Origin of the sequence: Maribacter aquimarinus (genome assembly GCF_047345505.1) — a bacterium.
Classification (GTDB): Bacteria; Bacteroidota; Bacteroidia; order Flavobacteriales; family Flavobacteriaceae; genus Maribacter.
On sequence record NZ_JBLFEO010000005.1, the window covers coordinates 135871 to 155751 of the forward strand.

General features: G+C 52.5%; 17 protein-coding genes. 7 read left to right on the forward strand and 10 right to left on the reverse strand.

The window, feature by feature from the left end; translation table 11 throughout:
* The first annotated feature begins 46 nt into the window (after window positions 1–46).
* From ACKWCC_RS05385 to ACKWCC_RS05395, 3 genes are all read left to right on the forward strand, one after another.
* Window positions 47–2332, forward strand: a complete 2286-nt coding sequence (locus ACKWCC_RS05385; RefSeq protein ID WP_413994890.1) for an inorganic phosphate transporter — start codon at window positions 47–49, stop codon at window positions 2330–2332.
* A gap of 115 nt (window positions 2333–2447) precedes the next feature.
* Window positions 2448–4754, forward strand: a complete 2307-nt coding sequence (locus ACKWCC_RS05390) for an inorganic phosphate transporter (RefSeq protein ID WP_413994891.1) — start codon at window positions 2448–2450, stop codon at window positions 4752–4754.
* Window positions 4755–4877: 123 nt separating this feature from the next.
* Window positions 4878–5606 (forward strand): DUF6503 family protein, encoded by a 729-nt coding sequence (locus ACKWCC_RS05395; RefSeq protein ID WP_413994892.1) that lies wholly within the window; start codon window positions 4878–4880, stop codon window positions 5604–5606.
* Here the strand turns inward: ACKWCC_RS05395 and nadD are convergent.
* The 6 genes from nadD to ACKWCC_RS05425 form a co-directional block, all read right to left on the reverse strand.
* Entirely contained in the window at window positions 5603–6187 is a 585-nt protein-coding gene (gene nadD / locus ACKWCC_RS05400) for a nicotinate (nicotinamide) nucleotide adenylyltransferase (protein WP_413994893.1), read from the reverse strand. The genes ACKWCC_RS05395 and nadD overlap by 4 nt on opposite strands.
* On the reverse strand, window positions 6184–6780 hold the full coding sequence (gmk, locus tag ACKWCC_RS05405) for a guanylate kinase (RefSeq protein ID WP_413994894.1): 597 nt from the start codon (window positions 6778–6780) through the stop codon (window positions 6184–6186). Before gmk ends, nadD begins: the two co-directional genes overlap by 4 nt.
* The gene (locus ACKWCC_RS05410; RefSeq protein WP_413994895.1) at window positions 6781–7638 is read right to left on the reverse strand and encodes a YicC/YloC family endoribonuclease; all 858 of its coding nucleotides are present in this window, start codon (window positions 7636–7638) and stop codon (window positions 6781–6783) included.
* Window positions 7639–7819: 181 nt separating this feature from the next.
* Window positions 7820–8662 carry a 3-keto-disaccharide hydrolase gene (locus ACKWCC_RS05415; RefSeq protein WP_413994896.1) on the reverse strand — a complete coding sequence of 281 codons (843 nt, stop codon included), beginning with the start codon at window positions 8660–8662 and terminating at the stop codon, window positions 7820–7822.
* Between the two features lie 341 nt (window positions 8663–9003).
* Window positions 9004–9753 carry a 3-keto-disaccharide hydrolase gene (locus ACKWCC_RS05420; protein ID WP_413994897.1) on the reverse strand — a complete coding sequence of 250 codons (750 nt, stop codon included), beginning with the start codon at window positions 9751–9753 and terminating at the stop codon, window positions 9004–9006.
* 10 nt (window positions 9754–9763) lie between these two features.
* Entirely contained in the window at window positions 9764–10816 is a 1053-nt protein-coding gene (locus tag ACKWCC_RS05425; protein WP_413994964.1) for a sugar phosphate isomerase/epimerase family protein, read from the reverse strand.
* Window positions 10817–10973: 157 nt separating this feature from the next.
* Here ACKWCC_RS05425 and ACKWCC_RS05430 point away from each other — a divergent pair, with 157 nt between their 5' ends.
* On the forward strand, window positions 10974–12677 hold the full coding sequence (locus ACKWCC_RS05430) for a GMC oxidoreductase (protein WP_413994898.1): 1704 nt from the start codon (window positions 10974–10976) through the stop codon (window positions 12675–12677).
* A gap of 80 nt (window positions 12678–12757) precedes the next feature.
* Window positions 12758–13225 carry an ASCH domain-containing protein gene (locus tag ACKWCC_RS05435; protein WP_413994899.1) on the forward strand — a complete coding sequence of 156 codons (468 nt, stop codon included), beginning with the start codon at window positions 12758–12760 and terminating at the stop codon, window positions 13223–13225.
* A gap of 210 nt (window positions 13226–13435) precedes the next feature.
* On the opposite strand, the gene ACKWCC_RS05440 is transcribed toward ACKWCC_RS05435, so the two are convergent.
* From ACKWCC_RS05440 to ACKWCC_RS05455, 4 genes are all read right to left on the reverse strand, one after another.
* Window positions 13436–14575 carry a Gfo/Idh/MocA family protein gene (locus ACKWCC_RS05440; RefSeq protein WP_413994900.1) on the reverse strand — a complete coding sequence of 380 codons (1140 nt, stop codon included), beginning with the start codon at window positions 14573–14575 and terminating at the stop codon, window positions 13436–13438.
* Window positions 14576–14644: 69 nt separating this feature from the next.
* On the reverse strand, window positions 14645–15877 hold the full coding sequence (locus ACKWCC_RS05445; RefSeq protein ID WP_413994901.1) for an MFS transporter: 1233 nt from the start codon (window positions 15875–15877) through the stop codon (window positions 14645–14647).
* 5 nt (window positions 15878–15882) lie between these two features.
* Entirely contained in the window at window positions 15883–16326 is a 444-nt protein-coding gene (locus ACKWCC_RS05450; protein ID WP_413994902.1) for a damage-inducible protein DinB, read from the reverse strand.
* Between the two features lie 19 nt (window positions 16327–16345).
* Window positions 16346–17335 carry a sugar phosphate isomerase/epimerase family protein gene (locus ACKWCC_RS05455; protein ID WP_413994903.1) on the reverse strand — a complete coding sequence of 330 codons (990 nt, stop codon included), beginning with the start codon at window positions 17333–17335 and terminating at the stop codon, window positions 16346–16348.
* Between the two features lie 186 nt (window positions 17336–17521).
* On the opposite strand from ACKWCC_RS05455, the gene ACKWCC_RS05460 reads away from it, so the two are divergent.
* Both ACKWCC_RS05460 and ACKWCC_RS05465 read left to right on the forward strand, forming a co-directional pair.
* Complete coding sequence (locus tag ACKWCC_RS05460; RefSeq protein ID WP_413994904.1) at window positions 17522–19234, forward strand: GMC oxidoreductase; 1713 nt, start codon at window positions 17522–17524, stop codon at window positions 19232–19234.
* Window positions 19234–19881: a gluconate 2-dehydrogenase subunit 3 family protein gene (locus ACKWCC_RS05465; protein WP_413994905.1), complete on the forward strand. Its 648-nt coding sequence runs from the start codon at window positions 19234–19236 to the stop codon at window positions 19879–19881. The genes ACKWCC_RS05460 and ACKWCC_RS05465 overlap by 1 nt, the downstream gene beginning before the upstream one ends.

Consider the following 19881-nt stretch of genomic DNA (forward strand, 5'->3'; position numbering starts at 1 on the left):
TATCTTGAAAAGCCACTGACCCCATTGCCCTAAACCAACAGACACCATGGAAAACATGTACTTCTTAATGCTCATAGCCCTGGCCGTACTGGCCATTGCAGACCTGGTTGTGGGCGTGAGCAACGATGCCGTAAACTTCCTGAACTCGGCCATAGGATCCAAGGCCATCTCCTTCCGCTCCATGATGATCGTGGCCAGCTTGGGGATTGCCATAGGGGCCATCTTCTCCAGCGGACTGATGGAAGTGGCCCGGAAGGGCATCTTTGTCCCGGGCGAGTTCTATTTCAGCGAGATCATGATCATCTTCATGGCCGTGATGATCACGGACATTCTGTTGCTGGACTTTTTCAACACCCTTGGTATGCCCACCTCCACCACGGTTTCCATTGTTTTTGAACTTTTGGGCGCGGCCGTGGCCATATCCCTCATAAAAGTGGCGGCAGATGGGGGCGCCCTTTCCGATCTGGGCAACTACATCAATACCAGCAAGGCCACGGAAATTATTCTGGGCATCCTGCTCTCCGTGGTGGTGGCCTTTTCCGTGGGGGCAGCGGTGCAGTTTGTTACCCGGGCGCTCATTTCCTTTCATTTTGAGAAAAAGGCCAAATGGGTGGGGGCCGCCTTTGGTGGCGTGGCCCTGGCGGCAATTACCTATTTCATCTTCATCAAAGGTCTCAAGGGCACCGATTATTACGCCCAGATAGGCCCGGTGATCGCCGGGAGGACCACCCTGATCGTCTTTGCCAGTTTTTTGGTCTGGACGCTGATCTCCTACTTGATGATCCGCCTGTTCAAAAAAAACATCTACAAGCTCATCATTGCCGTGGGTACCTTTGCCCTGGCCCTGGCCTTTGCGGGCAATGACCTGGTGAATTTCATTGGGGTGCCCATTGCGGCCTACCAATCTTACGAGGCTTGGGCCGTCTCCGGGATCCCCGCTAACGAGTTTGCCATGGGCGCCCTGGGCAGCAAGGTGCCCACCCCCACCCTGTTTCTGTTCCTGGCCGGGGTGATCATGGTGCTCACCCTATGGTTTTCCAGCAAGGCCAAACGGGTGGTAAAGACCTCCATAGACCTGAGCAGCCAGGAAGAGACCCATGAGCGCTTTGAGCCCAATTTTCTGTCCCGTGGCCTGGTGCGCTTTGCCATGCTCATCTCCAAATACACCCTCACCGTGGTACCGGCCCCATTGGTGGCCCGCATTGACAAGCAGTTTCAAAAGCCCGTGATCGAGCTCAATCTGGGCAAGACGCACGAGCTCCCCGCTTTTGATATGGTGAGGGCCGCGGTGAACCTTATGGTGGCCAGCGTGCTCATCTCCATTGCCACCTCCATGAAGTTGCCCCTTTCCACCACGTATGTCACCTTTATGGTGGCCATGGGCACCTCCCTGGCCGATCGTGCCTGGGGCAGTGAAAGTGCCGTATATAGGGTGGCCGGGGTCATGAACGTCATTGGCGGTTGGTTCTTTACCGCCTTCAGCGCCTTTACCGCGGCGGGCACCGTGGCCTACCTGATCCACCTGGGCGGCGCCACCATGATCGCCATTTTGCTCTTGCTGGCCCTGCTCATCTTGGCGCGCAATTACATTAAGCTCTCCAAAAAATCAAAAGAGGCCAAGGCAGAGGACAGCCTCAGCAAAGCGGAGAGCAGGTCCATTCAAGGGGTCATTGAGGAAAGTGCGGACAACATCTCCAAAGCACTGAAACGGGTGAGCAAGATCAACCACGGCACCATTACCGGCCTCATTGAGCAGGATTTGGACAAGCTGAAAAAGGCCAAGGCCAACGTGGTGAAACTGGAGAACGAGATCGAAGCCCTGCAGAACGATATCTTCTACTTTATCAAGGACCTGGACGACTCCTACCTGGGCGCCAGTAAATTCTACATAGACGTGATCGGGAGCATACAGGACGTGGCCCAATCTTCCGTGCACATTGCCAAGGTGAGCCACAAGCACGTGCACAACAACCATAAGGCCCTAAAGAAAAAACAGGCCGAGGAACTCTTGTCCATAGACGAAAAACTGAAGGAACTGCTCAACGAGATCAGGGAAATTTTTGACTCCCGATCGTTTGACAAGATCGTGCCCCACATCATGGAACAAAAGCAGGCCTTGCTCAACGATGTCTCCAGCTCCATTCAGAGCCAGGTGGAAAGGACACGAACGGAAGAATCCAGCCCCAAGAACACCACCCTGTACTTTAGCATCCTCTTGGAGACCAAGGACCTGATCAAGGCCAACATCCAGATCCTGAACCTTTATTACGATGAGTACCAGAGCATAAAAAGCGCCCAAGAGGAACAACAGCCCCCCACCTTGGAGGTCTAGGCGCAATGGCTCGTTTCCGCCCAAAAAACATCACAGAACCTACAATTTGATAACGTTTTAATTACATACATTTCACGGTTTTAGGGTAGGTTTGCGGTCTAAATAAAGGGTGCCAATGGACAATATGTTTTTGCTGATGGTGATTGCCCTGGCCGCCTTGGCCGTGGCCGACCTGGTAGTGGGCGTGAGCAATGACGCGGTAAATTTCCTCAACTCCGCCATTGGCTCCAAGGCCATATCCTTCAAAACCATCATGGTGGTGGCCAGCGTTGGCATTGCCTGTGGCGCCATCTTTTCCAGCGGCCTAATGGAAGTGGCCCGCAAGGGCATCTTTAACCCTGGGGAATTTTACTTCAATGAGATCATGTTCATCTTTATGGCCGTGATGATCACGGACATTCTCCTGTTGGACTTTTTCAACACCCTGGGCATGCCCACCTCCACCACCGTCTCCATCGTGTTTAACCTACTGGGGGCGTCCGTGGCCATGGGCGTCATTAAAATCCTTGCCAACAACGGGGGCATAACAGATGTGCTCAACTATATAAACACTGAGAAAGCCTTCCAGATCATCATGGGCATCCTGCTCTCCGTGGTGGTGGCCTTTACCATTGGGGCACTGGTACAATGGTTGGCCCGGATTTTACTGTCCTATGACTACGAGAAGAAGGCGAAGTGGACGGGCGCGCTGTTCGGCGGCATTGCCCTATCTGCCATTACCTACTTTATATTGCTCAAGGGCATTAACGGCACCCCTTATGCCCAGACCTCCTTTGGCTTTTTGGGAGACCTGACCATTACCGCCTTTATGGAACGGCACGTGGGGGCCGTGGCTTTGGCCAATTTTGGGCTCTGGTCCCTTATCTCCTATGTGCTCATCCTATTTACCCGTACCAACATCTATAAGCTGATCATTGGTGTGGGCACCTTTGCCCTGGCCCTGGCCTTTGCCGGGAACGACCTGGTGAACTTCATAGGCGTGCCCATTGCCGGCTGGCAGTCTTACCAGGCCTGGGTGGCCTCGGGGGTGCCCGCCACGGAATTCAGCATGGGCGTACTTTCCAATAAAGTGCCCACTCCCACCCTGCTACTCTTTCTTTCCGGCATTGTCATGGTGGCCACGCTCTGGCTCTCCAAAAAGGCCCGTTATGTGGCCGATACCGAAATTAACCTGGCCCGGGAAGGGGAAGCCAACGAACGCTTTCAGCCCAACTACCTTTCCCGTAGCCTGGTACGCCTTTCCATTGCCGCCTCCCAAAATTTCAACAGCCTCCTGCCCGCTCCTTGGAAAAGGAAAATGGACAAGCGGTTCGTGCGCCCCCAGCTTAGCGTTCCCAAGGAGAAAGCCCAGCAAATGCCCGCCTTTGACATGGTGCGTGCCGCCGTGAACCTGACCGTGGCCGGCATTCTCATTTCGGTGGCCACATCCTATAAACTGCCCCTTTCCACCACCTACGTCACCTTTATGGTGGCCATGGGAACCTCCCTGGCAGACCGCGCCTGGGGAGCGGAAAGCGCCGTGTACCGGGTGGCCGGCGTGCTCAATGTCATAGGAGGTTGGTTTGGCACGGCCATTACCGCCTTTGTGGCGGCGGGGCTGGTCCTGGCCCTTATACACGTGGGCAAGGGCGTGGCCATTGCCCTATTGCTGTTGGCCGCCATACTGCTTTTGGCCCGCAATTACATTGCCTACAACAAAAAGGCCCGGGAGCTCAAGGCAGAGGACAGCCTGAACAAGGCAGAAAGCAGCTCCATCCAGGGCGTCATTGAGGAAAGTGCCGGTAACATTGCCCGGGTGATCAAGCGAAGCAGCAAACTGTACAGCAACAGTGTGGACGGTCTGGCCAAGCAAGACTTGGGGCTGCTGAAAAAAAACAAGAAAGGGGTGGTGAAGCTGTCCAAGGAAATAGACGAACTGCGGGACCATATTTTCTATTTCATAAAAAACCTGGACGATGCCAGTGTGGGGGCCAGCAACTTCTACATCAACATTCTGGGCGATCTGCAGGATATGGCCCAATCCCTGGAGTACATTGCCAAAATAAGCCACAAGCACGTAAACAACAACCACAAAAAATTGAAGTACAACCAGATAAAGGAACTCAAGGAGGTAGATGAAAAGTTACAGGCCATCCTGAACAACACACAAAGCGCCTTTGAAGAGCGTTCCTTTGAAAAAATTGGCCACAACCTCAAAACCAAGGAAGACCTCTACCTCTTGGTGCAGGAAAAGATAAAAAAACAGGTACAGCGCACCCGTACGGAGGAAAGCAGCCCCAAGAACACCACCCTTTATTTCTCCCTACTGCTGGAGACCAAAGACTTAATGAAGGCCACGATGAGCCTACTGGAGCTGTATTACGACCAATATGATGAACGGGTGGCCCCTGCCCGTGTCCCCGAGGCCAATACCATGGATTAAAGTGAACTGCCGGCTTTCCCAGGGCGCTGTGCAAAAAACCATTTGGCCCACGGCTTCCCCATTTGTTTTAAAAAAGCCGTTTGTGCCACAATCCGTATCTTGTGGCCCATTAAAATACCGTCCATGCGCACTGTCTTTTGTTTACTTCTATTGTTCCTTGCCAGAACCCTTGTTTCTCAAGAACTCACGGGCAAGGCACTTTTGGAAAAAGCCATAGCCCACCATGACCCCCAGAACCAATGGCCCACCTTTACCGGAGCATTGGCCATTGTCATGACCACGCCGGACGGTAAGGAACGCCATAGCCGCATTGCACTGGACCTGCCGCGGCAATATTATAAAAGCGAGGTACTACAGGGAGGGGATACCATTGTGGGCACGTTGCACAAAACAGCTTGCAGCATTACCCTGAACGGGAGCCCGGACATTCCCGAACAAGACCGCAAACGCCTAGGAATAAGCTGCGAACGGGTAGAGAAAATGCGAAATTATTACACCTACCTCTACGGCCTTCCCATGAAATTAAAAGACCCGGGCACCCATTTGGACCCCAAAGTGGAACGTGTCCGTTTTAACCAAAAGGAATACCTTAGACTCAGGGCCAGCTATGACCCCGAGGTGGGAACAGACACCTGGTATTTTTATTTTGACCCCGATTCCTTTGCCATGGAGGCCTATCAGTTCTTTCACGATGAGACCAAAAATGATGGGGAATATATTCTGCTCAGCGAAACCATGACCGTAAACGCCATAAAAATGCCCAAGATCAGGTCTTGGCACTACAACAGGGATGGCGGCCATTTGGGCACGGATGTGCTTATACAGGCCCAAGGGCACACCGCCAAGGACTAGCGGTAAAAATTCATCTGGTCCATATACTTCCAAACGGGAGCCGGCAACATGGGCCGAACGTCCTTGCCCTCTTCAATGGCCTTGCGTATAAAGGTGGATGAAATTTCCATAATGGGGGCCTGCACCGGATGGATGCGCGGATGCTCCTGGAAGCCTTCGGGCACCGTTCCCGTAGATATTCTGGGGTACACAAAGATGTTGTAAAGCTCCAAGATCACCTCGTGGTTCTTCCATTTGTGAAAGGTCTTGAGGTTGTCTGCCCCCATGATCAAGGAAAATTGGTGCCCCGATGGGTATTTTTCTGAAAGATGGGCCAAGGTCTCCACGGTATAATTGGGCTGCTGTAAGTTAAATTCTATGGTACTTGGCTTTAACTTGGGGTAGTCCTTGGTGGCCTCATAGACCATCTGGTAACGGTCATTGTTGCTCAACAGGGTCTTCTTTGTCTTGAACGGGCTCTGTGGGGTTATGACCAACCAGACTTCATCCAGATCGGAAAAGGTGACCATATGGTTGGCAATGATCAAGTGCCCAATGTGTATTGGGTTGAAGGTGCCAAAGTAAAGCCCCACCTTTTTCATGACCCGCTGTCTTTTCCCGGCTGGGCACCAACAAACGCTGCCACCATCTTGTGGGCCTCCTCCAGTGCGGTGTCCAGGTCATAATTTTTTATGATTCTATCAAACTGCGGCGCGGTGGCCAGTTCCACGGAGGCCTTGGCAATGCGCATGTTTATTTTATCGTCACTTTCCGTACTGCGTTTCTTGAGCCTTATTTTAAGCTCGTCCACACTGGGGGGCTTTACAAAAACGGCCAGGGTTTTCTCCGGAAACTTCTTTTTTATCCTTAGCCCCCCTGCCACGTCTATATCAAAAATAACGTTCTTCCCCTGGGCCCACAGTCGCTCTACCTCCGCTTTCAGGGTGCCGTAGAAGTTGTCCCGGTACACCTCTTCCCACTCCAAAAAATCGTCATTGCGGATATGGTTCTTGAACTCGGAAACGGACATGAAGTAATAATGTTCCCTGTTCTTTTCCTTGCCCCTTCTGGGCCTGGAAGTGGCCGATACCGAAAAGGCCAGGTTTAGCTCTGGCTGCTGCAACAAATGTCTTACTATGGTGGTCTTGCCACTGCCCGAGGGCGCCGAAAAAATGATCAGTTTGCCTCCTTCCATTTACAGTACGTTGAGCATTTGTTCCTTTATTTTTTCCAGTTCGTCCTTCATCTGCACCACCAGTTGCTGCATGGGGGCATAGTTGGCCTTGGAGCCAATGGTATTGATCTCCCGGCCAATTTCCTGGGAAATGAAACCCAATTTTTTGCCGTTGCTGTCCGTAGAGCGCAAGGTTTCGGAAAAGTACTTCAAATGATTGGCCAAGCGCACTTTCTCCTCCGTAATGTCGTACTTCTCCAAATAGTAGATGAGCTCTTGTTCAAACCGGTTGGCGTCCACCTCGGTCTTAAGGTCCTGCACCGCTTTTTGCAGACGTTCCCGTATGGTGGCCTGGCGATCTGGATCCATGGCCACCACCTCTTGCAGCAAGGTGTTCAAGGCGGTGATGCGGTTGGCAAAGTCACTTTCCAAAACTTGGCCCTCTTGGGCCCTGAAGGTATTTATTTCCCTTAAGGCTCCTTGCAGGGCCTCCAGAATGGCCTCGTACTCGGTCTCGTCCAAGGCCTCTTTCTCGGTTTTCATGGCATCGGGAAAGCGCAGGGCCATTTCCAGCAGGCGCACCTCGTCCCCTTCGGCAATGTCCCGCAGTTGTTTCATGTACTGCCGTACGGCGGTCTCGTTCACTTCGGCGGCCGTCTCCTCGCCCGTCATTTCCACATACAGGGCCAAATCTACCTTTCCCCGTTGCAGGGAACCGGCAATGAGCTTGCGCAGTTCCAGCTCTTTCTCCCTATATCCCGAGGGCATACGGGCATTGAGGTCAATGCTTTTGCTGTTCAGGGATTTTAGCTCTACGGTAATCTTTTTTGTGGGAAGCTGCACGGAACATTTCCCGAATCCGGTCATGGATTTGATCATAGTTGTTTTTTAGGCTTCGCAAAGATAGCCAATCCATTTTTTTCAAAAAGGACCTTCGGCAACGCCAGCAAACCTCCGCACCTTGTTTCCGGGAGGCATCCATCGGTCGGAAAAAAAGAAAATGCCCCTTGTGGGCCAAGCCCTGGCGGCACCGGGCCATGGCCTACCCCTTTGTTATGGCCTATAGCTCCCGTACCCAGATGTTCCTATAGCTTACGCGGCTGTTGTCCTGGTGGTCCTGTAGCATCAGGGGGCCTTTGCCGTGGGGCGGGTTCTTGGGCCAACCAATGTACGGGGTGGTGCCCTTGATCTCCACATGATCGTGGATGAGCACCCCGTTGTGCAGCACGGTCATGGTGCCCGACTTGATCTTGCCACCTTCCTCATTGAATTCCGGGGCGTGGTAGATGATATCGTAGGTGTTCCATTCCCCCGACGGCACCGAGGCCATGGCCAACGGTACATGTTGCTTGTAGATGGAGCCCACCTGTCCGTTCACATAGGTGGGATTGTCATTGTTGTCCAGCACCTGCACCTCGTAGAGACCATTTAGGAAAACCCCGCTATTGCCACGGTTCTGACCGTCTCGCTGTACTTCGGCGGGGGATTTCCACTCTATGTGCAACTGCACGTCCCCAAACTTCTGCCGCGTCTGTATGTTCCCCGCCTTGTCCTTTACGGTCATGCTGCCATCGTCGTTCAGGTGCCAATCTGCGGCCACCGTGGTGTCCTTGGAGCTTACCCAGTTCTCCAAACCGCTGCCATCAAAAAGCACAATGGCATCCGCAGGAACCCTACCGTTGGTGGCGGGGCCCACCACGGGCACCTTGGGCTCATAAAACTCAGTTTCCTCCGGGGTGGTGGGTTCCGGCCCGGAATACTCCTCGTGCACGATCACCTTGGGGCCTTGGTCCACCGCTTGCACATCCGCCTGATCGTGCAGTTTCTGCTGGCAGGATTGGAAAATAAAGGTAAAAAGGGTCAATATGGCTATGGGCCTGCTCATTATTGCTCGTATTTTCATCTTTTGATAATTATTTGTTTGGTTTTACCACCAATGTTGTGGAAACGAAAATGGTATTGGCCAGAGGTAGGACGCTAAGACATGGAACATAAGACCAAAAACGTATCCGATTACAAACACCCATACGGTAAGTTTCTAAAATTCATGGAAGCACAAATACAACATCCTACTTCTTACGCCTTCTGGCCCCAAGTCAAATTGTGAATCAAGTTTTTACCCACAAATAAAATGGTAGAACCATTTGTTTTTTAAGTTCAGACCTGCCCGTTCCGTTTCAGGCGGGTGTAATTCGCCAATCAACATTTCGGTTGGTATCCAGCATTGCTATGGCTCATTTCATATTAAAGTTCCTTGATCTTGATGTTTCTGTAAGCCACCACATCCCCGTGGTCTTGGAGGCCTATTTTTCCCGTGGGGTACTTTCCAAAATGGTCCCAGCCGTTGAACTTGGAGTTGGCCACCATGGCGTCCCATTCCGGCCCGTTCACGGCAAATTCGGCAATTTTCTCCCCGTTCATCATTACGGTACCTTGGTTCTTGTTGTGGTCCACACGGATCACCGTGGTGTTCCATTCCCCGGCGGGCTTGGTAACATCTTTGTTCGGGGGCACCATATCATACAGGGCGCCGGCATGCCTGTTGGGGCCATTTTTGGCATCTGGGTGGGCGGCATTGTCCAAAACCTGTATTTCGGGACCGGAGGCATAGGGCTGGCCAATGTCCGGTGTCTCTTTGACGCCCCAAAAAATTCCGCTGTTGCCCCCCGGGGCAATGCGCCAGTCCAATGACAATTCAAAATTGGTGTACTCGCCGTCCGTGATCAGGTTGTAGTGGGCGTTGTCTTCCCGGTCTTCCGGCGGATGGAACACCAGGGCCTCCCCTTCCACCTTCCAATGTGCAGACACTCCATTGCGCCCATATTCGTGCCACCCGGTAAAATCCTTGCCATTGAAGAGGGGCGTCCACACTGCCGCATCTTCCGAATCCACTGTTTTGGATACAGCTTCTGCCTCGGTGATTTCTTTCTTTCCCTCTTCCTTGCAAGATAGGGTCAGGGCCAAAAGGGCCATCACTGCCGTTGCTTTTTTCATGTCGTCTTGTTTAAAGTCCCAATATTTTTTTCAACATCTCTTTGTCCGTTTCCGCACCGGCAAAATCATCAAAGGTTTTCTGTGTGGCCTCAATGATATGGTCCTGAATAAACTTTGCCCCTTCCCGGGCACCCTGCTCGGGGCTCTTTATGCAGCACTCCCATTCCATAACGGCCCATACATCGCAACCGTACTGGGTAAGCTTGGAAAAGATGGTCTTGAAATCTATCTGCCCGTCGCCCAGGGACCTATAACGGCCCGCGCGGTTGCCCCAATCATTATAGCCGCCAAAAGAGCCTTTTTTGCCCGTGGGGTTAAATTCGGAATCTTTCACGTGAAAGGACTTGATGAACTCGTGGTAATGGTCTATGTAGGCAATATAATCCAACTGTTGCAGCACAAAATGGCTGGGGTCGTACAGGATGTTCACGCGCTTGTGGTTGCCCGTGGCCTCCAAAAAGCGCTCAAAGGTATCGCCGTCATGCAGGTCTTCCCCCGGGTGGATCTCGTAGCAGACATCCACACCTTCCCCGTCAAAATGGTCCAAGATGGGCATCCATCTTTTGGCCAACTCCTCAAAACCCATCTCCACCAAACCGGCCGGCCGTTGGGGCCAAGGGTGCATGGTGTGCCATAGCAGGGCCCCCGAAAAGGTGGCATGGGCAGAAATGCCCAGGCGCCGGCTGGCCGTGGCCGCTTTTTTAACGGTCTCCACCGCCCATTGGGTACGGGCCTTGGGATTGTTGTGCACCGCTTTGGGCGCAAAGCCATCGAACATAAGGTCATAGGCGGGGTGCACCGCCACCAACTGCCCTTGCAGGTGGGTGCTCAGTTCCGTGATTTCCAGGCCATACGAATTTACCTTGCCCTTGAGCTCATCACAATAGGTCTGGCTCTCCGCCGCCTTGTCCAGGTCGATCAGAAAATGTTCCCAGGTGGGGATCTGTATGCCCTTGTACCCCAGATCGGATGCCCATTTGCACATCCCGTCCAGGGAATTGAAAGGAGCCTTATCATCTACAAACTGTGCCAAAAAAACGGCGGGGCCTTGAATTGTTTTCATCATAAAATATCATTTAATTTTTTAGGTCGATGGTGGCAAAAACAAAAAAATCTGCTAATAAGTCCTATATTTAGGCCGTACAAGCATCTGCGTTCCCTGTTTTTAACTCACGTCATAAATATAGGGAATACCTTATGAAAATGATAAAAAATAGCAAATGAATCAGGACAACAGCTATGACGCCATTGTGGTGGGCACGGGCATTAGCGGTGGTTGGGCCGCCAAGGAACTCTGCGAAAAGGGATTGAAGACCTTGGTACTGGAACGCGGGCCCATGGTAAAGCACATACAGGACTACAAAACAATGAACGACGACCCCTGGGACTACCCCCTCAAAGGGGAACTGTCCAAAGAAGACAAAAAGAAATATCACGTTCAGTCCCGTGTAGGCTGGGCACCCAAGGAAGATGCAAAGCACTTTTTTGTGAACGACCTGGAACACCCCTATGTGGAAACCAAAAGATTTGACTGGATCCGGGGCTACCAGGTGGGGGGGCGCTCCCTGACCTGGGGAAGGCAAAGCTACCGATGGAGCGACCTTGATTTTGAGGCCAACAAGAAAGAGGACATTGGGGTGGACTGGCCCGTGCGCTACAAGGACATTGCGCCTTGGTACGATAAGGTGGAAGAGTACATTGGCGTCAGTGGCCAAAACCTGGGCCTTGCCCAATTGCCCGATGGTAAATTTCAGCCCCCCATGGAGCTGAACTGCGTGGAAAAGGCCTTCCAGGAAAGCATCTCCAAAGAATTCAATGACGGCCGTCTGGTCACCATTGGCCGTACGGCCCACATCACGGATCCCAACGCCAATTTTGAGGGCAGGGGGGTGTGCCAGTACCGCAACAGATGCCGGCGCGGATGCCCCTTTGGTGGATACTTCAGCAGCAACTCCACCACCCTACCGGCCGCAGAGCGCACGGGCAACATGACCCTCAGGGCCAACAGCATTGTACATGAGGTGATCTATGACGAAAAGACAAAAAAGGCCACCGGTGTGCGGGTTGTGGACCGTGAAACCAAGGAGCGTTTGGAATTCACGGCCAAGACCATCTTCCTCTGCGCCTCTGCCATGGCCTCGGTGGGCATTCTGCTGCAGTCAAAATCCAAACGGTTTCCCAACGGTCTGGGAAATGATTCCGATGCCCTGGGCCGCGGCATTATGGACCACCATTACAAACTGGGCGCCACGGCCAAAGTCCCGGGCCATTTGGACAAGTACTATAAAGGCCGAAGGCCCAACGGCTTCTATATTCCACGTTTTGTGAACCTGGACGAAAGTACCAAGAGGGAAGGCTACCTGCGCGGATTTGGCTATCAGGGCACGGCGAGCCGTGGCGACTGGAGTGAGAGCGTCGCAGAACTGGGTTATGGAAAAGACCTAAAAGAAAGCGTTTTAAAGCCTGGAAAATGGAGCATTGGTGTCACCGGGTTTGGGGAGTTCCTGCCCTACGATGACAACCGGGTTACCCTTAGCCCCACCGAAAAAGATCAGTGGGGCCTGCCACAATTGGCCTTTGACGTGGAGTTCAAGGAGAATGAGTACCGGATGCGGGAAGACATCAAAAAGGAGATCGTGGCCATGTTCAAAAAGGCCGGCTTCACCGATGTGCAGCCCTACGAAGAATCCAGCGGTCCGGGACTGGGCATCCACGAAATGGGCGGTGCCCGTATGGGGCATTCCGCTAGAACATCGATCGTGAACAAACACAACCAATTGCATTTGGTGCCCAATGTCTATGTTACGGACGGGGCCTTTATGAGCTCTTCCAGCTGCGTGAACCCTTCCCTGACCTATATGGCCTTCACCGCTAGGGCCGCCGCCCATGCCGCGGAACAGTTAAAAAAGGGAACCTTTGGTTGATGGCACCAACATACGGAACAAACCCCGTTCCTTCCCTTGGCACTGTGGCCATGCGGAAGCACATTTAAACAAACACCTTTATGAACAACCCATCTGCCCGCAAAATGTGGGATGCCTTTTTAACCCAGCACAGCGGCAAAGCCCAGACCAGCGACCCGGACATACTCTGTTTTTGCGACAACAAGGAAGATAGCGACCGTTGCGCCCAACTGGTGAAACAAGGCAAAAAGACGGCCACCTCCTATTCCCTGTTGGGTCTTCAATATCGTGAAGCGCCCTTGCCAAAAAAAGGGGCCTACAAAGTGGTTACGAATTGGGAGGGCGAGGCCCAGTGCATCATTGAGACCACCTCGGTGGCCCTGAAGCCCTATTTTGCCATTGATGAGGAACATGCCAAGGGCGAAGGAATGGAGGGTGACGCCCTGGCCACTTGGAAAAGGGAACATTGGGATCATTTTACCCGGGAACTGGAGCCCTATGGCCGCGTGCCCAGGGAAAGCATGATCGTGGTCTGTGTAAATTTCCGTGTCGTATATCCTGTCCGTTGATGCCGCCAGGTTTTTGGGACCAGGGACACAGCTACTGTCCAGCTTTGGCAATGCTGCATCCACAAAGCTTTTAATGGGCCCCAGAAAGGAAGCACCCTCCCTGACGGGATGGCATAGGGTACTGTGAATGTTCCTGCGGCGTACCCTTAAAGTCACTGAAAAGGGCGCGTACGCGCCCTTTTTGTTTGATAATTGGATTCTAATTTTGCATCAATCTTCCAAGGCCACCCAAGTGTTTCCGTCCTTGTGCGACCTTACGGTGGCCTCTATGAAATCCATCCCCCGGACCCCATCGGTCATGGTAGGGAATTCGCCATCGTTGTACTTTTCTCCCCGAATGGCCCGGGCCGCGCCCAGGTAGATATTGGCCATGGAATCAAAAATGCCCTCGGGGTGCCCTGGGGGCAGTTTGGTTCCGTCCAGGGACAGCTCCGAATTGTAGGCATGGCCGGGCTTGTAGATCTGTGTGGGCTCGGTATCGCTCATCTTGTATAGGAAGTTGGGGCGTTCCTGCTCCCATCTAAAAGCTCCTTTTTCCCCATAAATGGAAATGGCCAGGCCGTTTTCCTCTCCGGTGGCCACCTGGCTTCCCCTGATCACTCCCTTTACGTGCTCATCCATACGGATCAGCACGGTGCCGTCCACATCCATTTGGTTGTCATTGTAGAGATAGTTGAAATCGCACAATAGGGATTTTACCTTGAGGCCGGTGGTATATTCCACCATGTTGAAGGCATGCACCCCAATATCCCCCATACAACTGCTTATGCCCGCCTTTTCCGGGTCTAGCCTCCAAACAGAGTTGCGCTTTTCCTTGTCATGGATAATGGTGTTGATCCACCCCTGGTAGTAACGGGCATCCACTTTATGTATTTTTCCCAGAGCCCCGTCCTTTATCATTTCCCGCATCTGGCGCACCATGGGGTAGCCGGTGTAGGTATGGGTCAGGGCAAAGACCTTTCCGGATTTCCTTTGGGCCTCTTGCAAGATCTTGGCCTCTTTGAGCGTGGTGGTCATGGGTTTTTCACAAATGACGTGAAAACCGTTGTCCAACAATTTTTTGGCCATGGGGAAATGCAAAAAATTTGGGGTGAGCACCGAACATACTTGCATCCGCTCATTTTCCGGTAATTTCAACTCCTCCTCTACCAAGGTATCAAAATCCTTGTAGATCCTGTTCAGCGGAATGTCTATCTCCCGGGCAAAGGCCCTGCTCTGCTCTATGTCCGGGTTAAAAACGGCCCCCACAATGGCGTAATTGTCATTGATGTGGGCGGCCACCCTGTGCAGCACTCCTATGAGGGAATCTCCCCCACCTCCCAATATTCCCAAACGTATTTTTTCTGGCATATTTTCTGCGAATTTATGTTGATGTAGTTTTCTCTGAATTTATAAACTGCCCTAAAATAACAAAAATAACTAAGATGATGTGTAGCTTATTTTTTCTGACCTGAAGAAGAGGGCAAAAAGGGCCATGACCCCAAAAGCGAAGCCGGCGGGGTACCACCAAATGGACTCCCAGTCATACGTGCCATCGGTGAATTGATACGCCGTGCATATCTGGCCCGCGGTCCAAAAACCAATGAGCATGCCCACCCCGTAGGTGGCCAACGTGATCAAGCCCTGAGCCGCACTCTTGAACTTGGCGCCCGCCTTGCTGTCCGTGTATATCTGGCCAGAAACAAAGAAAAAATCATAACAGATGCCGTGCAGGGCAATGCCAAGAAGGAGCATAAAACTGTATTGGCCAACATCTCCATAAGCGAACAAGAGATAGCGCACGGCCCAAGCGAGCATGGCCACGATAATGGTGGCCTTAAACCCGAACCTGGTAAAAAAGTAGGGCAAGAGCAACATAAAGCCAATTTCTGACACCTGGCCCAGGGTCATTTTTCCAGTGGCATTCTCCATACCGATTTCCACCAGAAACGGATTGGCGTTTTGGTAATAGAAGGCCAAGGGTATGCAAATAAATATGGAGGCCACAAAGAATATGAGAAAATTTCTGTCCTTCAACAACTTTAGGGCGTCCAGGCCCAGAATCTGGGACAGATAAAGCTTGCTGTCGTCCTTGGCACCGGGCGGGGTCTTGGGCAGCGTAAAACTGAACAGCCCCAATACCAGGGAGGCCACGGCGGTCATGAGAAAGGTGTTGCGGAGCTGGCCGGCCGCAATGGCGGCATCGGAATCCCAGTGGAAGACAAAACTTATGAGCAACCCAGAGACCACCCATCCCAAGGTGCCAAAAACACGGACCAGGGCAAACTCCTTCGCAGGATTTTTCATCTGGGCAAAGGAAATGGAATTCACCAGGGCCAAGGTGGGCATGTACAAAATCATGTAGCCCAGTACAAAAGGGTAGAATCCGGCAAAATCGGTTGCCGTGAACATAAAGTACATCAGCAGGGCGCCGCCCAGGTGCAAGAGTCCCAAAATGCGCTCGGCATTGAAATAGCGATCTGCGATGAGGCCAATGATGAAAGGGGCTATGATGGCCCCCCAAGACTGGGTGGAAAAGGCCGTGGCGACCTGCCCTCCGGAGGCATTGATGGTGGTGCCGAGAAAAGTGCCCAAGGTAACGAACCAAGCGCCCCAAATGAAGAACTCCAAGAACATCATGGCGCACAACTGTATCCTGGTCACGGCCTTCATACTTCCTATCTTTTATATATGGCGTAATCCAAAAACGGTACCTCCAGCCCCTTGTCCACAAAATCCACAGCGATCTGGCCGCGATAATAGGTGGCCTGGTTAATGATTTGGAACAGCATTTCCTTTAGGGTGTTGGTAAACAGTCTTCCCTGTGAGTTCTCGTAATCCACCCTGACATCAAAATGGTCCGCATTGGTGGTGATCTCAAAAGAGGTGCGCTGGTTCTCATAGTGTACGCCTTCCCAGTCCATGGTTGCGTGACGGTGGTCCAGCCCATAATCGGCCTTTTTTCCAAGAATCCTGGAGTTCCAATTGTGGTGGGCGCAGAGCAGTTCGGAAAAAAGCACTTCCGTACGTTCAGAGGGAACGGCAACGTTTACGCAGTGTTCAATGATCTTTTTATTGCAATAGAAGTTATAGTCGAACAGCTCGTTGAAAAAGGGTTTCATGGTTGGTGGTCATTGGTGGTTATTTCACTTCTTTGCTCGCCTTGAGCAATAAATCCCTGGTGGCCTTGATTCCGGCTTCCTCGCCGAGTTCGCTGCCCTCGTACTCCACGCCTATGTATCCGGTGTAACCGGCATCTTTGACCAGTTGCAACATCCTCACATAATCAATGCCGGTGTCATTGCCCTGGGCGTCAAAATCATTGCTCTTGGCACTAACGGCCTTGGCGTGGGGCATCAATTCCTCAACCCCCTTGTACTTGTCGTACATTTCGGCACAGCCGTTCTCGCTTCTTTCAATACAGAAATTGCCAAAATCGGGGAGGGTGCCCACATTGTCCATGTTGGTCATCTCCATCACCTCGGCATGCAGGGCCCCGTTGCTGGACAGCCCCCCGTGGTTTTCCACCAAGATGTTGATGTTCTTTCCCTTGGCGTAGGTGGCGAGCTTGGTGAGCCCATCCACGGAACTTTTCTTCCACACCTCGGGGTCATTGCTGCCATAGAGGTTTACGCGTATGGCATGGCAGCCCATGGCGGCGGCGGCATCTACCCATTTCTTATGCTTTTCCACCGTTTCATTGCGCTCTGCTTCATCCGTGGCGGCGAGATGGCCTTGTCCATCCACCATGATGAGCAAGTTCTTCATCCCGTGCTTTTGGGCCTCGGCATTGCTCTTGGCCACAAAGGCCGCCATGGCTTCCTCCGAATAATTGGCATCGGACAGTTCGGGATTATAGAGCTGGCTCACATACTCCAGACCGGTAAAGCCCCACTCCTTGGCTTTTTGGGCAAAGGCATAGGGATCCAGACCATCGTTGCGAATCATTCTGTGCATGGACCACTGGGCCAGGGATAGCTCAAAAAAGGGTTGGGCCTGCACTTCCTCGGCTACTTCTTCTTTCATTTCCTCCTTGTTTTCTTTTTTGGCCTCCTTGCAGGAATACGCTCCCGAAAGGGTCACGACAAGGGCAAGGGCAAGCATTTTCTTCAAACCTTTCACATTCTTCATAATGGGCATTTTTTTCATGATAAAATTAGGATTTCAGTTCCAAAAGATTTTTTAAGGCAACGGCCTTGCGCAGCACAATACAGGCACCTATGCCATTTCTGATAATGGCAAAGCCAGAACAAGAATAAGAATTAAATGTATATAATTAATTGAATATTTAATAAATTTAGGGCTTAATCCATTTAAATGAACAAGTTTTATTACAACGAAGAACAGGAATCTTACGATGCCATTGTGGTGGGCACGGGTATCAGCGGCGGATGGGCAGCCAAGGAACTATGTGAAAACGGCCTGAAAACCTTGGTCTTGGAACGGGGAAGGATGGTTAGGCACATTGATGACTATGAGACCGCCAACAAAGACCCTTGGGATTTTCCCAATGCGGGGCAGACCACCAAGGAGATCTTGGAAAAACAACCCAAACAGAGCCGAACCGGATACACGACCAGGCAAGCGAGCCACATGTGGTTTGTGAACGATCTGGAACACCCCTACAACGAGACCAAACGTTTTGACTGGATGCGCGGTTACCATTTGGGGGGGAGATCGCTGCAATGGGGCAGGCACAGTTACCGCTGGAGCCCCATGGACTTTGAAGCCAACCAAAAGGAAGGCATTGCGGTGGACTGGCCCGTGCGCTACAAGGACATTGCCCCCTGGTACGATAAGGTGGAAACCTTTATTGGCATCAGCGGTGAGGCCCTGGGCCTGCCCCAATTGCCCGATAGCCAATTTTTGCCCATGCTGGAACTGAACTGTTTGGAGCAGCATTTTCGGGAGAAGGTGGCCGAAACGTTTGATGGCCGGGTGGTGACCGCCGGCCGGGTGGCCCACCTCACCGGGGACAAGAAATTCGATGGACGGAGCAAATGCCAGTTCAGGAACCGCTGCATCCGCGGATGTCCATTTGGCGCTTACTTTAGCAGCCTGTCCTCTACCCTGCCGGCCGCAGAGGCCACAGGAAACATGACCCTGAGACCGGATTCCATTGTGCACGAGGTCATGTACGACCCCGACACCAAGAAAGCCACGGGCGTAAGGGTCATAGATCGTTTAACCAAGGAAAAGTACGAGTTCAAGGCCAAGGTCATCTTCTTGTGCGCCTCGGCCATTGCCTCCACCTCCATCTTGATGCAGTCCAAATCCGATCGTTTCCCCAACGGTATGGGCAACGAATCCGATCAATTGGGCCGCAACATCATGGACCACCACCTAGGCGTGGGCGCCTCCGGGAAGTATGATGGATTTGAAGACAAATACTACAAAGGCCGGAAACCTGCGGGGATTTACATCCCCAGGTTCCGCAACCTTGGCGGAAAGAGCGACCGCTCCGAATATGTGCGCGGCTTTGGCTACCAAGGCGGCGCCTCCCGGGGGAACTGGGAAGACACCGTGGCCGAACTGGCCTATGGCGCCAACCTCAAGGAAGCCGTGCTAAAACCAGGCGGCTGGCGTTTTGGCATGACCGGTTTTGGCGAGGTGCTCCCCTATGAGGAAAACCGCTTTACCCTGGATTATGACAATTTGGACCAATGGGGACTGCCCACGGTGACCTTTGATGCGGAATTCCAGGAAAATGAGTGGAAGATGCGGGAAGACATGAAACAATCTGCCGTGGACATGCTCGAAGCCGCGGGAATGAGGGATGTAACCCCCTATGACAACCCCGGGGCCCTTGGGCTGGGCATTCACGAAATGGGCACCGCCCGCATGGGCCGTGACCGGAAAACCTCCGTGGTAAACGGACACAATGCCCTGCACGACGTTCCCAATGTCTATGTCACCGATGGTTCCTTCATGACCTCCTCCAGTTGTGTTAACCCATCGCTAACCTATATGGCCTTCACCGCAAGGGCGGCAAACCACGCCGTAAACGAACTTAAAAAAGGAAACATCTAATGGAAAGAAGAAAAGCACTCAAAAATATGGGACTGGCCTTGGGCTATACCGTGACCACACCCACCCTTTTGGGCCTGGTACAAAGTTGTAAAAACGAGCCGGCCATGACCTGGACACCCACATTCTTTACCCAAGACGAGGCTGGGGCCCTGAGCAAACTGGTGGACATTATCCTGCCCAAAACGGACACCCCTTCTGCCACCGAGGTAAAGGCAGACGTGTTCATTGACCGTTTTGCAAATGAGGTCATGGAGGCCCAACAACAGGAATTTGTGAAAATGTCCATGGGAAAATTCCTGGACAAGGCGCTGAAAGACAGTGGCAAGACCGCCATCGCAGACCTTAGCCCGGAAGATCTGGAACCCGTCCTGGCCGCGGCCCTAAAGATCAGCCAGGAATACTCCGCACTGCTTATGGACCAAGTGACCACCTACAATGAGGCCAAGGCCGCCGGAGAAGCGGCGACGCTGGAAGACGGTGCCTCCCGGCACGCTTTTGCCAACAACCTGCGCGGATTGGCCATATGGGGATACAAAGCCTCCGAATACGTTGGGGAAGAAGTTCTGGCCTATTTGCCCGTGCCAGGGGAGTACATTGCCTGCGCGGACGCCGAAACACTGACTCAGGGAAAGGCCTGGTCCCTATAA

Excerpts from the sequence above, each read along its gene's own strand:
- ACKWCC_RS05395 (WP_413994892.1), top strand. The coding sequence starts at position 4,878 with ATGCGCACTGTCTTTTGTTTACTTCTATTGTTCCTTGCCAGAACCCTT.
- gmk (WP_413994894.1), bottom strand. The coding sequence starts at position 6,780 with ATGGAAGGAGGCAAACTGATCATTTTTTCGGCGCCCTCGGGCAGTGGC.
- ACKWCC_RS05460 (WP_413994904.1), top strand. The coding sequence starts at position 17,522 with ATGAACAAGTTTTATTACAACGAAGAACAGGAATCTTACGATGCCATT.
- ACKWCC_RS05435 (WP_413994899.1), top strand. The coding sequence starts at position 12,758 with ATGAACAACCCATCTGCCCGCAAAATGTGGGATGCCTTTTTAACCCAG.
- ACKWCC_RS05415 (WP_413994896.1), bottom strand. The coding sequence starts at position 8,662 with ATGAAAATACGAGCAATAATGAGCAGGCCCATAGCCATATTGACCCTT.
- ACKWCC_RS05440 (WP_413994900.1), bottom strand. The coding sequence starts at position 14,575 with ATGCCAGAAAAAATACGTTTGGGAATATTGGGAGGTGGGGGAGATTCC.
- nadD (WP_413994893.1), bottom strand. The coding sequence starts at position 6,187 with ATGAAAAAGGTGGGGCTTTACTTTGGCACCTTCAACCCAATACACATT.
- ACKWCC_RS05410 (WP_413994895.1), bottom strand. The coding sequence starts at position 7,638 with ATGATCAAATCCATGACCGGATTCGGGAAATGTTCCGTGCAGCTTCCC.
- ACKWCC_RS05425 (WP_413994964.1), bottom strand. The coding sequence starts at position 10,816 with ATGAAAACAATTCAAGGCCCCGCCGTTTTTTTGGCACAGTTTGTAGAT.
- ACKWCC_RS05465 (WP_413994905.1), top strand. The coding sequence starts at position 19,234 with ATGGAAAGAAGAAAAGCACTCAAAAATATGGGACTGGCCTTGGGCTAT.
- ACKWCC_RS05450 (WP_413994902.1), bottom strand. The coding sequence starts at position 16,326 with ATGAAACCCTTTTTCAACGAGCTGTTCGACTATAACTTCTATTGCAAT.
- ACKWCC_RS05430 (WP_413994898.1), top strand. The coding sequence starts at position 10,974 with ATGAATCAGGACAACAGCTATGACGCCATTGTGGTGGGCACGGGCATT.
- ACKWCC_RS05420 (WP_413994897.1), bottom strand. The coding sequence starts at position 9,753 with ATGAAAAAAGCAACGGCAGTGATGGCCCTTTTGGCCCTGACCCTATCT.
- ACKWCC_RS05445 (WP_413994901.1), bottom strand. The coding sequence starts at position 15,877 with ATGAAGGCCGTGACCAGGATACAGTTGTGCGCCATGATGTTCTTGGAG.
- ACKWCC_RS05455 (WP_413994903.1), bottom strand. The coding sequence starts at position 17,335 with ATGAAGAATGTGAAAGGTTTGAAGAAAATGCTTGCCCTTGCCCTTGTC.
- ACKWCC_RS05390 (WP_413994891.1), top strand. The coding sequence starts at position 2,448 with ATGGACAATATGTTTTTGCTGATGGTGATTGCCCTGGCCGCCTTGGCC.
- ACKWCC_RS05385 (WP_413994890.1), top strand. The coding sequence starts at position 47 with ATGGAAAACATGTACTTCTTAATGCTCATAGCCCTGGCCGTACTGGCC.